This is a genomic window from Pantoea sp. SIMBA_079, assembly GCF_046940275.1.
Classification (GTDB): domain Bacteria; phylum Pseudomonadota; class Gammaproteobacteria; order Enterobacterales; family Enterobacteriaceae; genus Pantoea; species Pantoea borealis.
The window spans coordinates 1-278 of sequence record NZ_JAWRYR010000219.1; the positions used below are offsets into that span (position 1 = coordinate 1).

Below are 278 nucleotides of genomic sequence, written 5' to 3' on the forward strand. Positions count from 1 at the left end.
CATGGTGGTCGGCTTCACGAAATTTTCCGACAGCGACAATGCAGGCAACTCCATCGGGAAGCCGCCCGCCTGCAGGATGCCGCGCTTGACCCACTCCACCCGGTCCTTAAAATGCATGTGGCACGGCTGCGCCTCGGACCATGTATTTATGACGGCGATGATCGGACGGCCTTCCCAGTCGACCGGATCATATCCCATCTGCATGGTGCGCGAGCGATGCCCGAATGAACGTTGGTCGTCCGGCAGCATCCAGCGCGCCGAACGCAGATCTCCATAGG

General features: G+C 60.4%; 1 protein-coding gene. It reads right to left on the reverse strand.

All coding sequences use genetic code 11. The features are described from left to right. On the reverse strand, positions 1 to 278 hold a 278-nt coding region (locus SB719_RS19770), incomplete at both ends, for a dihydroxy-acid dehydratase (RefSeq protein ID WP_412159682.1).